Below are 14,698 nucleotides of genomic sequence, written 5' to 3'. Positions count from 1 at the left end.
CTCAGGGTTTCCTATAACGAATTGAATGATTTATGCTGTTGTTTTTACTGCTATAGAACATAGTTATGACCACGCTATCCCCGAAACAACGAATTTGGTTTATCGTTAACATGATCCCATCTGGAAATGTGTTAGCCTATGGTAAAGTGGCCGATCTCGCAGGACTTCCAGGTCGTGCCCGATATGTATCTAAAGCATTAAAAGAAGCACCTGAGCATCTTAATCTTCCTTGGCACCGTGTCATCAATAGCCAAGGCAAAATTTCATTTAAACTCAACACCCTTCATTTCCAAAATCAACAAGAACGACTAAGATCAGAAGGAATAGAAGTGAACAAAGGCAAGATTTCATTGTCGAAATTTGAGTGGAAACCAGACATGGCAACCTTGGTTTTGTCCTTACCTTTTTAACATCATGTATAGGTCTAATTTTGATTAAGATATGTTCTGTAATACTCACAGGTATGATGACTTTTTCAAGCCCCGTCATCGCTGCAGAGCCTGCTGAAACAAGTTTACATCAAGACTTTTTGAAGCCATTGACTCCACACAATGCGGAATACAAAGTCTATTATGGCAGTATTGAGTTAGGTAAAGCACGCTATCAATTACCAGCAAGTAGTGACGGCTATTATGAATATCGTTTTGATAGTGATGTCAGTTTATTAATGCTCTCCGATGTACGCAATATTAAAAGTGAATTTCAGTTAGTAGAGGGAAAAATAAAACCCATTCGCTATATGAGTGAACGCTCGGGTACTGGCAGCGACTACAGTGAGCAAACTGCATTTGCAGCGTCACAAGGTGTCATTTATACAATATATAAAGAAGAGAGAGAAAAACTTGAATACGCAGAAAATGTGCTTGATCCATTAACCGCACAACTGCAATTTAGAATGGATATGTACTCAAACCCTAAAACATTACATTACGATATGGTCAAAGAAAAAGAGTTTGATGACTACGAATTTAAAATTGTGGGTAAAGAGCAAGTCATTATTGATAGTGGTACTTATCAAACGGTCAAAATTGAAGTGGTTCGTAACAGTAAAAAGCGACAAACGTTTTTTTGGATGGCACCTGATTTAAATTATTTACCTGTTCGATTGAGCCATTTTTCTAAAGGCAGTAAACAACTGGATATCCAATTAGACAATTACCATTTTTTTGAATCACAAAAAATGGAAGCCCCAACAGTACATTCTAAGGAATAAGGATATGCTGACTTAAGAGATAATTGCTTTTCGTCAGTAATATTCACTGAAGCAACTATCTCTTAAAAGCTATTTATTAAAACAGCCTCTTAGAAACAATCCTTGTTAAACAATCTCAGTTAAATAATCTCAGTTAAATAATTCGCCCTATGTAGAAGACTATTTTGGGTTCAGTATAAAACCATAAGTATTGTTAACAGACTTGTAGTTCACCTTGTCTAAACAACTTCCATTCGCCTGGCGATAATATATGCCATTGCTCGTTATTGGTCAGTGGTCTTGTCGCAATAACAGTAACAACATCATTCGGTGTGGTTTCTTTATCAAAATCGATTACGACGTCTGTATCAATCAAAGTAGCTTTACCAAACGGTGCTCGACGAGTGATATAACATAAGTTGTTGCTGCAATAGGTCATCAAATCAACCCCATCACTTAAAATCATGTTAAATACACCTAAAGCACGGATCTCATCCGCAAGTCCAGAAATGAAACTAAAGACCTTTTTCATGTCTTCTGGTTGCTTATGGCCAAATTCAGCTAACACCTGTTCCATAATCCAACAAAAAGCTAATTCACTGTCGGTATCCCCAACAGGTTGAAAACGTTCAACAACAAACTTATCTTGATAGTCTGAAAGCTGACCATTATGAGCATAAGTCCAATACTTTCCCCATAATTCACGTGTAAAAGGATGGGTATTTTCTAAAGAAACACATCCACGATTTGCTTGACGAATATGGCTTACAACTATTTCACTTTTAATAGGGTATGATTTAATTAACTTCGCAATATGCGACTCGCTACTTGGGCAAGCATCTTTAAAAGTTCGACTGCCCTTACCTTCATAAAAAGTAATTCCCCAGCCATCAACATGTGGGCCAGTCACCCCACCTCTTTCAGCTAAACCTGTGAAACTAAACACAATATCAGTTGGAACATTAGCGCTCATCGCTAGTAATTCACACATGAAACACGCCTTAAAAATGTTTTAAAAGTCAAAAAATTACCTAATGACTATTGTACCTAGTGAAAAACTTTTTGTGGATATTTATTGCTTAAAATATTTTAAACAATTGTTTGAAAAAACTTGTAATCGTGGTCAGTAAGGTTTAATTTTATGTGATACAGGTCTGACCACGTTCAGTTCTGTGAATAGGATCATTAATTTGTAAGTGCTCAATTTTTTGAGGGCTTTAAGGAGAAAGACTTTGACTACCCTTACCTGGATCATCGCCATGATCGCAGTTCTTGGCGCCGCAACTTATATGCGGGTGTCGTTATTAACGGCAACAATCGCTGCAGCAGCTGTCATGTTCATTGGCAGCGTATTAGATATTGTTGGTGGTGTAACATGGATAGTATTTTTAGCCCTCGCATTACCACTGAATATAAAGTCTTTTCGTCAAAACTTTATCTCTCGTCCACTACTTAAAGTTTATCAAGGCATCATGCCTGAAATGTCTTCTACTGAAAAAGAAGCCATCGAAGCGGGAACAACTTGGTGGGAAGCAGATCTGTTTGCAGGTAACCCAAACTGGAACAAGCTTCATAACTACCCTAAAGGACGATTAACCGCAGAAGAGCAAGCCTTCCTCAATGGGCCAGTTGAAACCGTTTGTAAAATGGTTAATCAACATCAAGTTTCACACGAACTTGCTGATTTACCACAAGATGTATGGCAATACCTTAAAGATGAAGGCTTCTTTGCCATGATCATTAAGAAAAAATACGGTGGTCTTGAGTTTTCTGCGTACGCACAATCACGTGTATTACAAAAATTAGCCGGTCTGAGCAGTGAACTTGCGTCAACTGTCGGCGTGCCAAATTCATTAGGACCTGGTGAGCTATTACAGCACTATGGCACCCCAGAACAACAAGATCATTATTTACCTCGTCTCGCTAAAGGACTTGAAGTACCTTGTTTTGCATTAACAAGCCCTGAAGCTGGTAGTGATGCGGGTGCAATTCCTGATTTTGGTATTGTATGTAAAGGTGAGTTTGAAGGCGAAGAAGTGTTAGGCATGAAGCTTACATGGAACAAACGCTACATTACCCTAGCCCCTGTTGCCACTGTTCTGGGTTTAGCATTTAAACTTCGAGATCCAGATGGACTATTAGGTGATACTGAAGATCTAGGTATTACCTGTGCGTTAATTCCGACAGATATTCCAGGCGTTGAAACGGGTCGTCGTCACTTCCCACTAAACTGTATGTTCCAAAATGGACCAACACGCGGTAATGAAGTATTTGTACCACTTAGTTTTATTATTGGTGGTCCAGAAATGGCCGGCCAAGGCTGGCGCATGCTAGTTGAGTGTTTATCTGTAGGTCGTGGTATTACCCTACCATCTAATTCTGCCGGTGGTGTTAAAACTGCAGCGTTAGCAACTGGTGCATATGCACGTATTCGTCGTCAGTTTAAATTACCGATTGGTAAGCTTGAAGGTATTGAAGAGCCAATGGCACGCATTGGTGGTAACGCTTATCTGATGGATGCTGTGAGTTCGTTAACGACTGTTGGTATTGGTTTAGGTGAGAAACCTTCGGTTATTTCAGCCATTGTTAAATACCATTTAACCGACAGAATGCAAAAGTGCGTTATTGACGCTATGGATATTCATGGTGGTAAAGGTGTTTGTCTCGGCCCCAATAATTATTTAGGCCGTGGTTACCAAGCTGCACCAATTGCCATTACCGTTGAAGGTGCAAACATTTTAACCCGCTCAATGATCATTTATGGTCAAGGTGCAATCCGTTGTCATCCATATGTATTAGCTGAAATGGAATCTGCTTTTGATACCACTTCAGGACAAGGATTAAGTAACTTTGATAATGCCATTTTCGGTCATATTGGGTTTGCTATGTCTAACTTTGTTAGAAGTTTTTGGATGGGGTTAACGTCAAGTCGACTATCTAAATCACCTTATAGCGATAAAACAAAACGTTATTATCAACATATGAACCGCTTTAGTGCCAACCTAGCTTTGCTATCTGATTTAGCGATGGCAACCTTAGGCGGTAACCTGAAACGTAAAGAACGTATTTCTGCTCGATTAGGTGATTTGTTAAGTGAACTATATCTCGCATCTGCAACTTTGAAACGTTATGAAGACGAAGGACGTTTAACTGAAGACTTACCTTTAGTTCAATGGGCTGTAGAAGATTCACTGTATAAACTACAAAGCTCACTTGATGATTTATTAGATAATTTCCCTATGGGTCTTGGCATTGCACTTCGTGCTGTTATCTTCCCATTCGGTCGCCCATTAAAACGTCCTAGCGATGTGCTTGATCATAAAGTTTCTAAGATCATGCAAACGCCATGTGCGAGTCGTGACCGTTTAGGTCAAGGCCAATTCTGGACTCCTTCAGAGCACAACGTTGTGGGCATTCAAGAACAAACCTTACTTGATATTCTGGCTTCTGAGCCAGTGTATGACAAGGTATGTAAAGCAGCTGGCAAACGTCTACCATTTATGTGGTTAGACAAGGTTGCCGCAGAAGGTAAAGCACTAGGCGTGTTAAGCGATGCTGAAGTAGCCTTACTCGAAAGAGCTGAAGTTGGGCGTTTGAAAACCATCAATGTGGATGATTTCGACCCAGAAGAACTTGAAGCAAAAACTGCTGCCGTAGCTAATCAAATACAAGCAGCGTAATGCTAGTTAATTTGTTTTAGTCTATTAAAGCCAAAGGGAAAGCATCTGCTTTCCCTTTTTTATACCTAAAAATGCCCCGCTAACGTACATAGAGTCATTCATTTTGCACCCGAATACAGTGTATTCAATCGAAACCATTCTATTAAGCTGTGCTTTGACAGCACCTGTTAAATTAACTCTATTACAAATAGACAAATTTCCCTTGTTGTCAGCCAATTAGCACTAGCTTAATTGTCATTTGTTATAACTGCGCCAATGAGTTAGCTTAGATTATAAACAGATCACTTAATCTCAAGGAAGAACTATGAAAATTGTATCCAAACTTGCTGCTATTGCGATATTAACCTCAACCAGCGTGAGCGCTGAACCTATCATCGTCAATCAAGATAACTTCCCTCAGGCTTACACCAACCTTAGATTTGCTGCGATAATTGAAAAAGCGGGTGGCTTAAACACGTTCTTAAAGATGCCAGTTCCAAGTAGTGATCCGACACAGCAATTCGTTGTGAGAATGAACAGAGATACAGCTTATTCAACTTCTGTTTTCGATTTATCTAGCAGGAGGGTTTATATCACCATCCCGAAAACGGATAAATATGTCACCATACAAATCGTCGATGAAAACCATGAAACACAACGAATGATATATGGGCCTGGCAGACACTTAATCACCGCTAAGACAGATCATGCATTCGTCATAGTCCGTACTCTTGATAGTGAATTACGTGACAATATTGTGGTAGAGGCGCCGAAACCAAAGCCATTCAAAACAAAAAACTGGGATAAACCATCTTTCCAAAAAACTGAAGAAGAAGGTAATGCTGATTTCAGTGATGGTTATTACCAAGCTGGTGCTTTTAGTAATGTTGAAAGCGGTCAAACTCCATATATGAACTATGTTGGAGTTGCAGGTGGCTGGGGCGGCGCAATGGTCATGGATAACATTTATCAAACCAGCCCCTATTTTGACGCTAATGGATGTTATGAAACTACATTCGTCAATCCAGAAGCAAAATACTTTTGGTCAGCGACTGTTTATAACGGTGACGGATATATGTTTAATGACGTAGCCAATATATCAAGTGAAATGAACCCAAAGCAAAATAAAGATGGAACTTACACCTTGCGTTTTGGTTGTAAAGGCCAGCCAAATAATATTCCAGTATTAGAAGGAAATACCACTGGTAAATTCAATGTCTTGATGCGCCATTATGGCCCAAGTGACATGGTGAGCAATGGTGAGTATGGCTACAACATGACTCAGTTTATTAGAAAGGCAGATTAATGTTAATTACCTAATCAAAAGGTTAATTATTGCGAACTGAATTTAAGCAAAGTAAATTACTTCAATCGCTTTGCCCAATTGCCATTATGCTGCGCCTCACAACGTGTTTCGCTATCAAACACAATTTGTTTGGTTTGCAGCTTAATGCCCTGCTGCTGTAATTGATGGATAATCAAATTCTGGATATAAACATCTTCCTTGTTTAACACTAAATCCGTCAGTTGAGCATCATTTTCAAAAATACAGACGACTTTTAATGAGGTCGGAAATGCATTGAAATTAACCGTATGAGTTAGCCATGCAAAACCTGGATATTGCTCAAGTAACCTATCGCAAACTTCTGTCAGTGTTTGAATAATTTGTTTTTCTATTTTCTTATCTGTTTTTTTCATATCATCACTTCTCCGTTGCCAACCTTTCCGACAATCATCGAGTAACTTTCCTTTTAGCTTTATGAATTAGCAAAAAAAAGCCAGTTTTAAATAACTGGCTTTTACCGAATAAACCGACAGCTAAATGGCTAATTAATTTTTTAATTCTTCATCTAACAGTTTAGCGATAGCTTCAGGTGAGCTACTGTTTCGAGCAAAAATACTATAAGCAACAGGTATCACCAATAAGGTGAAAAAAGTTGCTAATAAAATGCCTGAAAGCACAACAACACCAATCACAAAACGAGTTTCAGCTCCTGCACCACTTGATAACACCAAAGGGATTGCGCCTGCAGCAGTGGTAATACCCGTCATTAAAATAGGTCTTAGACGCTGGGCCGAGGCTTGAACTATCGCTTCATCAAAAGCAATCCCTTTATCTCGCAATTGGTTAGCAAACTCAACAATCAAAATACCATTTTTAGCAGCCAGTCCCACCAGCATAATAATACCAATCTGACTGTAGATATTGATGCTTTGACCTGTAAACCATAAACCGATTAACGCCCCTAAGGTAGCTAATGGCACAGTTAACATAATCACCATTGGATGCACATAGCTTTCAAATTGCGCCGCTAATACAAGGAACACAATACCGAGTGCTAAAACAAATACAAAGTACATAGAATTACCAGAACTTTGATAATCTAACGATTGTCCTTTGTAGCTGATGACAGCTTCAGCTGGCAAATAAGTATGGGCAATATCGTTTAAGTAATCTAGCGCTTCGCCTAAGCTGTAACCATCCGCTAAATTCGCTTCAATGGTGATTGCTCGCATTCGGTTATATCGATTTAACGAACTCGCATCAGCATATTCTTCGACCTTAACTAGGTTAGATAACGGCACTAACTCACTGGTTCTATCCGAGCGAACATAGATATTCTCAAGATCAGAGGCTGTATTTTGATTGTCGCGATTACCTTCAATAATGACATCATACTCTTCACCGTCACGCATAAAGGTTGTCACCAAACGTGATCCTAGCATTGACTCTAAAGTACGACCAATATGTGAAATAGACACGCCTAAATCTGCAGCACGATCTTTATCTATCGCCACTCTTAACTGCGGTTTGGTTTCTTTATAATCATGGTCAAGTCCAACGAGCATCTGATTTTCAGAGGCTTTTTCTAATAACATATCTCGCCAAAGTGCAAGCTCTTCGTAGCTCGGGCCACCTAATACAAATTGCACAGGTTTACCGACACCACGCCCAAACGCTTGTCTCATGATCGGGAATGCTCTCACCCCAGCTAAATCAGAAATTCGACTACGGATATCGACAATAATTTCATTCGCAGGTCGTCTAACAGACCAATCTTCTAAAACAATAATCGCCATGCCGTTAGAAAAGTCAGCCGCGGTTCCAAAGCCCCTTGGTGCACGAATTAACAGACGCTTAATATCACCAGACTCAACTAAAGGCATTAACCTACCTTCAATTTCATCCATGTATTTTTCAATATACTCAAAGCTTGCACCTTGAGGGCCGTTAACGACTAGGAACATTGAGCCCCTATCTTCACTTGGTGCAAATTCTTGTGGAATTTTATTAAGCAAATAACCACTGACAGCAAAGGCAACGACCACAATCAGACCAATTAAATACGGCTGCTTAATCGCGGAGTTAAGGTTTGACTGATAAATTGATGACAGATAATCCATTAAGGCATCAACTTTTTTGACTAACCATGAACTCTCACCAGCAGGCTTTAATAATTTAGAGCACATCATTGGGCTTAAGGTTAATGCCACTAAACTCGAGAATATGACCGCTGCGCTCATCGTCACAGCAAACTCTTTAAATAGTTTGCCTAAATCACCGTCCAAAAAGCTTATTGGCATAAATACCGCAATCAAAACAAGTGTTGTAGCGACAACAGCAAACGCAACTTCTCGACCACCAAGGTAAGCCGCCTTCAACGGTGAGTCGCCAAGTTCAATACGGCGGTGAATGTTTTCAAGCATCACGATGGCATCATCAACCACCATACCAATCGCAAGGATCATCGCTAACAGCGTTAACAGATTAATTGTGTAGCCAAGGCTATAAAGAACAATAAATGTTCCCATTAGCGATACAGGCACGGTTAGCGCTGGAATTAACATCGCCCGCACGCTACCCAAGAACAGATAGATCACGATAATGACTAAGATCATAGCAATAAAGAGTGTCTGATAAACCTCTTTAATTGAAGCTTCGATAAACACTGAGCTATCGTATGAGCGTTTAATTTCCATTCCAGCAGGTAGAGTTGGATTAATCACATCCACTAGTGCATTAGCCGCACGCGCCACTTCTAACGTGTTAGATGTTGACTGCTTAGATACACCGAGTCCAATCATTGATTCAGTGTTACCACGGAACATAATACGCTCTTCTTCAGAGCCGATCGCAACCTTGGCAACATCACCCAACTTAACTAAGTAACCATCGTCACCTTGGGTAATCACTAAATTGGCAAAGTCCTGTTCGGTTCTAAAACTTCTATCAACTCGCACTGTAAAGTGACGCTCTTTTGATTCAATAGAACCAGCAGGCAATTCAACGTTTTCTGAGCGAAGCGCGGATTCAACATCCGCTACCGTCAAGTTTCGAGATGCCAATGCTTGGCGATCAATCCAAATTCGCATGGCGTACACTTTACCGCCACCTAAACGAATATTGGCGACACCGTCTACGACTGAAAAGCGATCAACTAAATAACGACGTGCGTAATCGGTGAGCTGCAAAGTTGTCATTTGATCAGAGACAAGGTTTAGCCACATGATCACTTCATCACCACCGTTAGCTTTCTCAACCTCTGGCGGATCGGCTTCTTCAGGTAAATTGTCTAACAACCCAGAGATTCGATCACGTACATCGTTAGCTGCAGCTTCAATATCTCGACCAACATCAAACTCTAACGTCACAGAAGAGCGACCGTCACGGCTTGTTGAGCTAACATGCTTAATCCCTTCAACCCCACTAATCCTATCTTCAATAAGTTGGGTAATACGACTCTCAACTACCGTGGCACTCGCACCACGATAACGGGTATCAATAGACACAACTGGCGGGTCAATATTGGGATATTCTCGTAAGGGTAGCTTTTCAAAAGACACTAAACCCAAAATGATAATCAAAATACTAATTACAGAGGCTAATACCGGTCTTTTTACTGAAATATCAGTTAATATCATGCGGCGTTCTCCGCTCCGGCGACCTTAGCAAAGTTAAATGCTTCAGCTGCTTCTGTTTTTACCTCATCGCCAGGTCTCACCTTTAATAGGCCGCGAATAATCACAGGCTCATCAATCACAAGTCCATCAATGATTTCTACCCAGCCACGATTTCTAATACCTAAAGAAACTTGTTTACGTTCAACAATATTTTCATCATTCACTATGTATACATAGTGCTTTGATTGAATGGGAATAATGGCTGACTCAGGTAATAGCAAGGTTTCACGGTTTTGCTTGATTAGTTTCACCTTCATCAACATACCCGGTAACAAAGCAGAATCTGCGTTATCTATAATCGCACGAACAATAACAGCGCGGGTTGATGGATTAACTCGGCTATCAATCGATGTGACTTTGCCCTTAAAAATACGATCAGGAAACGCAATCGCTTTTGCTTCAACACTCTTGCCTAACTGTAACTCTTGAATAAATCGCTCTGGTACAGAAAAGTCGAGTTTAATTTTACTGACATCATCTAACGTGGTTATTTGTGTGCCGGGAGAAACTAAACTACCTACGCTCACTTGCTTTAAACCAAGGCGCCCAGAAAATGGGGCATGAATGGCTCTGTCTTCTAGTGCCGCTTTAGCCTGTTCAAGTTCCGCTCTGGTGGTGTCAATTAATGTTTGAAGTCTGTCTCTTTCAAGCTCAGCAACCGTTTTACTGGTTACTAGGCTTCTAATACGGTCAAGTTCACGTAGGTTATCAGTAACTTTGACTTCAGCAGCTCTTACTTTTGCAACTTGCTCACGATTTCTTAGTTGTACTAACAAATCACCTTTAGAAACAATATCACCATCATTAAAATTAATGCTCGCGACCTGCTCAGTGACTTTCGGGGTAATGGTTATCGACTCAAACGCTTTGTTTGTTCCAATCGCTTCAACTTCGTCACGGACAGGAAGCATGGCAACTTTAGCCACAACGACATTAGGGATAGGTTTGACACGTTGATTAGATTTTTCAGGAGCCAAGGTTGATTGATAACCAAACCAAGCCAGAGCTAATGCTACGAGTAATATAATTGTTTTTTTCATCGTTATTCCGTTCATCCCTCTATCGAAAGAGGTTTGATGTTAGCGAGTATCAGTTTTGTGGCAAACGTTAGTTTACCTAGCGGTAACTCGGTATCAAGGCGTTTTACCTTTACTTACAAATTACACATTTAATTAACATTCAACTTCAGTACGAAATAACCTGAATCTAAGTTCACTTTTGGTGAATTATCCTAACCTGTCATGTAAACCTAGCGTTTTCGCCAACTCAATTGGCATTTCTAGCATAAAAAAAAAGAGACACATAAATGTGTCTCTTTGTAAGTATGTATGTCAGTGAAGCAAAACAAACAATAATGGGTGATTATCTCACCTTACGGTCAGCTTCCATGGCATCGCTAAGTACTCGGTATACTTCAGTGATGACTTCATTTGATAATGGATCACCTACTGCATTTTTAGCAAAAATCTTCGTTTGCTGTTTATCTTCTGTAGGCTCTAGCTCAACACGGTAATTACCGCGCTCTAAAGGTAACTTTTCATCACCCCATAATGAGCTCCAGAATCCTCCGCTTTCTTCAAGCACGATATAAAATAAGCCTTCAGCATTATTCATATCGACTATATCAAAACCAAGCTCTGGTAAAACTATACGTAGACGGTCCCAAGTTTTACTGTAATCCGCTTCAGCAATCCAATAAGCACCTTTATCTTCAGTTTCTGCCACTAAATCTAAAGTAATACCTAGACTCTGCTCGATACGGTCAGCTTTAATTTGCTTATCACGAGTAATACTCATGTAAGCAATAGAGTTATTCAGCATATCTATTGTGTAGCGACGTTTATCTTCACCACTTAAGAATACTTCTTGGTCTTCACCGTCGTAAGATTCTTCATGTTCGATAAGATCAATGCTCATACTACCTGAACGGCCATGAGGACTAACATCTACATCGTAACGGTAGCGTTGGCGTAATAAGTAAACTTTATCTTCACCAAACCAACTTGAATCAATCACCTCACGGTTTTCAATCCAGCCTGTTTCTATAACGCCTTCTTCGTAATCTTCTTTTTCAATTGGCACTTCGTACTTATTTAAGAAGCCTTTTAAGTTTTCAAACACTTCTTGTTTTAAGTCTTTAGTTGTTGCGATAGATTCAACGATAACTTTAATATTATCGCTGCCCTCTTCAACACGTGTGCCTTCAGACATCGGCAATACAAGTAATGGAGGACGAATATCTAAACGCTTACCAACCAGTTCTTTATTAACTTCACTACCTGGCTCAGGAATATCATACTCTTTACCATAAGTTGGTGTTTTAAGCCCTTCAGGTATGATTAATAACGGCGCAGCTTTGGCATTAACAAAGTCATCATTGCCATTTGCAATACGTCGATCTGTCGGAGTGCTACATGCAGATAGTGCTGCTATAACGAGAATTGGGGTGACTTGCTTCAACATTTATTGGTTTACCTCTATCTGGGCTTGCTTCATCGCTTCTAACAACAGACCATGAAACTGCTTAGAAAGTTCAGTTAAAGGTAAACGAATATGTCCATGGCTAATTAAACCCATTTGATGAGCGGCCCATTTCACAGGAATTGGGTTTGCTTCACAGAACAAGTGTTCATATAAACCTTTCATTGGCTGGTTTATACTTTCTGATAACGCTAAATCGCCAGCCAGAGCTGCTTCGCACATAGCCTTAAAGGATTTTGGAACGATATTGTTGGCAACGGAAATGACCCCATCACCACCAAGTAATAAGAAATCTCTAGCCGTAGCATCATCGCCACTGTAAAGCTTAAAATCATTACCACATAATTCACGCAATTTAGCGACACGGGTTAAATCGCCAGTGGCTTCTTTAACACCGATAATATTAGGTACTGAGACTAATTCAGCGACGGTTTCAGGTAACATATCAACAGAAGTTCTGCCGGGTACATTATATAAAATCTGAGGAATATCTGTGCAAGCTGCAACGGCTTTATAATGTGCAATAAGCCCTTTTGGCGTTGGCTTATTATAATATGGGGTCACGCCTAACATGCCTACGATGCCTGAATCAGCCATAGATTGAGTCAGCTCAATAGCTTCGGCAGTGGCATTGGCGCCATTTCCGCCAATAACAGGAATGCGTCCTGCAGCAAACTTAACCGTTTGCGCTACAACTTGTGCATGTTCTTTCATCGGTAAAGTCGCAGACTCACCTGTTGTCCCAACGGCGACAATCGCATCTGTGCCTTGGTCAATATGAAACTCTACCAGCCTTTCAAGACTCGCGTAATCTACTGTGCCATCACTATTCATTGGTGTGATTAAGGCAACGATGCTTCCGTTTATCATCTAAATTCCCCAAGGTTTCAGGATTCGCTATGTTACTTATGCCTACTACTAATGACAAGCATTAACGGGGCTCTTAAATGCATTTATCTAAAACGTTTCACTATTCGCCAAAGATAGGCTAATAATTTGCGTAAATATCAACTTAGTTTACAGAAGAAATAAACTTTATTTCCTTATAAATCAACAGTTATTAAAATATATTCACTAAACTAGTCATAATTCAAACAGATTAAAGGCAAATACACACATACTTATGTGGTTTTCTTTTAGTTATGGTAGCATTACAACCCGCAAAAAAACTTTGCGTTAGCTCGCTAGTTTACGCTCTATGATATCGAAAAAGTGAGGAAAATCCATGACCAACTATCTGGTCGTTACTGCTATGGGTGCTGATCGCCCAGGTTTAGTCAGTCGTCTATCCCGTTTAGCCAGTGAATGTGAATGTGACATCGTTGATAGCCGCATGGCTTTATTCGGAAACGAATTCACCTTAATCATGATGATTTCTGGCTCGTGGGCTGCCATCACTAAGATAGAAACCCTATTACCTGGTTTAAGTGTTGAGCTTGAATTATTGATGGTAATGAAGCGTACCTCTAAGCACACCCCTAAGAATTTCATTTCACGAATTGAAGTTAGTGTAAATGGACAAGATCAGCGCGGTACCATGAAGCGTATTACCGAGTTTCTTGCCGACCGCTCACTGGATTTAGCCGCAGTTCGTTCTCACGCTGATGACGATAATCTCACTCAGACAATTTTATTCACCATCAATGTGCCTGAAAAAGTTGATCTGGTTAAGCTTGAAAACAGTATCCATGAACTGGCAGCAGAACTTTCGTTAGATTGTTCAATCAATCACATGCAAGCAAGTGAAAAATAAGTAATCAAAATAAGGACTATTAATGAATACCCTAACCGTTGGTGATTCAGCACCGCAATTTAGCTTACAAAATCAGTTTGATGAAACCGTATCGTTAAGTGATGCATTAAAAAATGGGCCAGTATTAGTTTATTTTTACCCAAAAGCATCAACACCTGGTTGCACAGTACAGGCACAAGGCTTACGTGACAGTAAAGCTGAGTTAGCTAATCACAATGTTACGGTTTTCGGTTTAAGTCCAGATCCCGTGGCCAAGTTGCTTAAATTTAATGACAAGCAAGAATTAAACTTCTCACTACTTAGCGATGAAGACCACGCTGTTGCCGATGCGTTTGGCGTATGGGGTGAAAAGAAATTTATGGGTAAAATTTACGACGGTATCCATCGTTTAAGCTTTTTGATTGGCCAAGATGGCAAAGTAGCCCATGTATTCGACAAGTTCAAAACTAAAAATCACCATGAAGTGGTTCTTTCGGTATTAGCTGAGCAATAACACTAAGATATCGAGTGAAAACCTCAATAAAAAAGCTTCGTTTCGACGAAGCTTTTTTTGTTGGTAATAATGTCCCGTCCTGAGATAAGTTGACACTTTGGAGACTTATCTATGAAACCTTCAAGCGCAATCAGCGTTAAACGAACACAGCGTGATTA

Annotated in this window: 12 protein-coding genes; 6 read left to right on the top strand and 6 right to left on the bottom strand. The window is 40.0% G+C overall.

The window, feature by feature from the left end:
* The first annotated feature begins 65 nt into the window (after positions 1–65).
* The gene (locus tag AN944_RS17220; RefSeq protein WP_055025886.1) at positions 66–410 is read left to right on the top strand and encodes an MGMT family protein; all 345 of its coding nucleotides are present in this window, start codon (positions 66–68) and stop codon (positions 408–410) included.
* Between the two features lie 20 nt (positions 411–430).
* The gene (locus AN944_RS17215) at positions 431–1,213 is read left to right on the top strand and encodes a DUF3108 domain-containing protein (protein WP_235530989.1); all 783 of its coding nucleotides are present in this window, start codon (positions 431–433) and stop codon (positions 1,211–1,213) included.
* Between the two features lie 193 nt (positions 1,214–1,406).
* On the opposite strand, the gene AN944_RS17210 is transcribed toward AN944_RS17215, so the two are convergent.
* Entirely contained in the window at positions 1,407–2,183 is a 777-nt protein-coding gene (locus AN944_RS17210) for a class II glutamine amidotransferase (protein ID WP_055025884.1), read from the bottom strand.
* A 241-nt stretch (positions 2,184–2,424) separates the two neighbouring features.
* On the opposite strand from AN944_RS17210, the gene fadE reads away from it, so the two are divergent.
* A complete protein-coding gene (gene fadE / locus AN944_RS17205) occupies positions 2,425–4,872 on the top strand; it encodes an acyl-CoA dehydrogenase FadE (RefSeq protein WP_055025883.1) in 2,448 nt (815 codons plus the stop codon).
* A 304-nt stretch (positions 4,873–5,176) separates the two neighbouring features.
* Positions 5,177–6,157 (top strand): DUF1254 domain-containing protein, encoded by a 981-nt coding sequence (locus tag AN944_RS17200; protein ID WP_055025882.1) that lies wholly within the window; start codon positions 5,177–5,179, stop codon positions 6,155–6,157.
* 56 nt (positions 6,158–6,213) lie between these two features.
* Here AN944_RS17200 and AN944_RS17195 read toward each other — a convergent pair whose 3' ends face one another.
* From AN944_RS17195 to dapA, 5 genes are all read right to left on the bottom strand, one after another.
* Positions 6,214–6,549: a hypothetical protein gene (locus AN944_RS17195; protein WP_055025881.1), complete on the bottom strand. Its 336-nt coding sequence runs from the start codon at positions 6,547–6,549 to the stop codon at positions 6,214–6,216.
* Positions 6,550–6,681: 132 nt separating this feature from the next.
* On the bottom strand, positions 6,682–9,774 hold the full coding sequence (locus AN944_RS17190) for an efflux RND transporter permease subunit (RefSeq protein ID WP_055025880.1): 3,093 nt from the start codon (positions 9,772–9,774) through the stop codon (positions 6,682–6,684).
* A complete protein-coding gene (locus AN944_RS17185) occupies positions 9,771–10,853 on the bottom strand; it encodes an efflux RND transporter periplasmic adaptor subunit (protein ID WP_055025879.1) in 1,083 nt (360 codons plus the stop codon). The genes AN944_RS17190 and AN944_RS17185 overlap by 4 nt, the downstream gene beginning before the upstream one ends.
* A gap of 322 nt (positions 10,854–11,175) precedes the next feature.
* Positions 11,176–12,276, bottom strand: coding sequence for an outer membrane protein assembly factor BamC (gene bamC, locus AN944_RS17180; RefSeq protein WP_055025878.1), 1,101 nt, complete (start codon positions 12,274–12,276; stop codon positions 11,176–11,178).
* Positions 12,277–13,164 carry a 4-hydroxy-tetrahydrodipicolinate synthase gene (dapA, locus tag AN944_RS17175; protein WP_055025877.1) on the bottom strand — a complete coding sequence of 296 codons (888 nt, stop codon included), beginning with the start codon at positions 13,162–13,164 and terminating at the stop codon, positions 12,277–12,279.
* Between the two features lie 355 nt (positions 13,165–13,519).
* Here dapA and AN944_RS17170 point away from each other — a divergent pair, with 355 nt between their 5' ends.
* Complete coding sequence (locus AN944_RS17170; protein ID WP_055025876.1) at positions 13,520–14,047, top strand: glycine cleavage system protein R; 528 nt, start codon at positions 13,520–13,522, stop codon at positions 14,045–14,047.
* Positions 14,048–14,069: 22 nt separating this feature from the next.
* On the top strand, positions 14,070–14,540 hold the full coding sequence (gene bcp, locus AN944_RS17165) for a thioredoxin-dependent thiol peroxidase (RefSeq protein WP_055025875.1): 471 nt from the start codon (positions 14,070–14,072) through the stop codon (positions 14,538–14,540).
* The last annotated feature ends 158 nt before the right edge of the window (positions 14,541–14,698 follow it).

Origin of the sequence: Shewanella sp. P1-14-1, assembly GCF_001401775.1 — a bacterium.
Classification (GTDB): Bacteria; Pseudomonadota; Gammaproteobacteria; order Enterobacterales; family Shewanellaceae; genus Shewanella; species Shewanella japonica.
Note: the sequence above shows the minus strand (reverse complement) of the source record. Positions and strands in the feature narration are given on the sequence as shown.

Bases quoted from the DNA above. Each gene is read 5' to 3' on its own strand.
- AN944_RS17170 (WP_055025876.1), top strand. From the start codon at position 13,520: ATGACCAACTATCTGGTCGTTACTGCTATGGGTGCTGATCGCCCAGGT.
- AN944_RS17220 (WP_055025886.1), top strand. From the start codon at position 66: ATGACCACGCTATCCCCGAAACAACGAATTTGGTTTATCGTTAACATG.
- AN944_RS17200 (WP_055025882.1), top strand. From the start codon at position 5,177: ATGAAAATTGTATCCAAACTTGCTGCTATTGCGATATTAACCTCAACC.
- AN944_RS17210 (WP_055025884.1), bottom strand. From the start codon at position 2,183: ATGTGTGAATTACTAGCGATGAGCGCTAATGTTCCAACTGATATTGTG.
- AN944_RS17190 (WP_055025880.1), bottom strand. From the start codon at position 9,774: ATGATATTAACTGATATTTCAGTAAAAAGACCGGTATTAGCCTCTGTA.
- bcp (WP_055025875.1), top strand. From the start codon at position 14,070: ATGAATACCCTAACCGTTGGTGATTCAGCACCGCAATTTAGCTTACAA.
- AN944_RS17195 (WP_055025881.1), bottom strand. From the start codon at position 6,549: ATGAAAAAAACAGATAAGAAAATAGAAAAACAAATTATTCAAACACTG.
- AN944_RS17185 (WP_055025879.1), bottom strand. From the start codon at position 10,853: ATGAAAAAAACAATTATATTACTCGTAGCATTAGCTCTGGCTTGGTTT.
- dapA (WP_055025877.1), bottom strand. From the start codon at position 13,164: ATGATAAACGGAAGCATCGTTGCCTTAATCACACCAATGAATAGTGAT.
- bamC (WP_055025878.1), bottom strand. From the start codon at position 12,276: ATGTTGAAGCAAGTCACCCCAATTCTCGTTATAGCAGCACTATCTGCA.